This is a genomic window from Bradyrhizobium sp. 25ACV, from assembly GCF_054863005.1.
On sequence record NZ_JAVAYO010000218.1, the window covers coordinates 1 to 230 of the forward strand.

A 230-nucleotide genomic window follows, 5' to 3' on the forward strand; every position below is an offset into this window, starting at 1 on the left:
GCCGAACCAGCGGTTGACGAAGTGGGGCGTGGCCTTCCGCAGGACCGCATAAAGGATCAGCATGAAGATCGCGCCGAGGACGAAGCCGATCAGCGGGGACGCGAGCATGGGCATCACGACCTTGGGCCAGAGGCCGAGGTGCTTGCCGTCGATCGTTTCGTTCCAGATGAGGACGTCCCAGTTGCCTTGCGAGGTTGCGATCGCGGCGCCGCAGAGGCCGCCGACCAGCG

The 230-nt window shown here is 65.7% G+C and carries 1 protein-coding gene; it reads right to left on the bottom strand.

The genetic code is table 11. The annotated features are described in order from the left end of the window. A partial coding sequence (locus RAD04_RS39195; protein ID WP_461628038.1) for an inorganic phosphate transporter occupies positions 1–230 on the bottom strand: 230 nt, incomplete at both ends.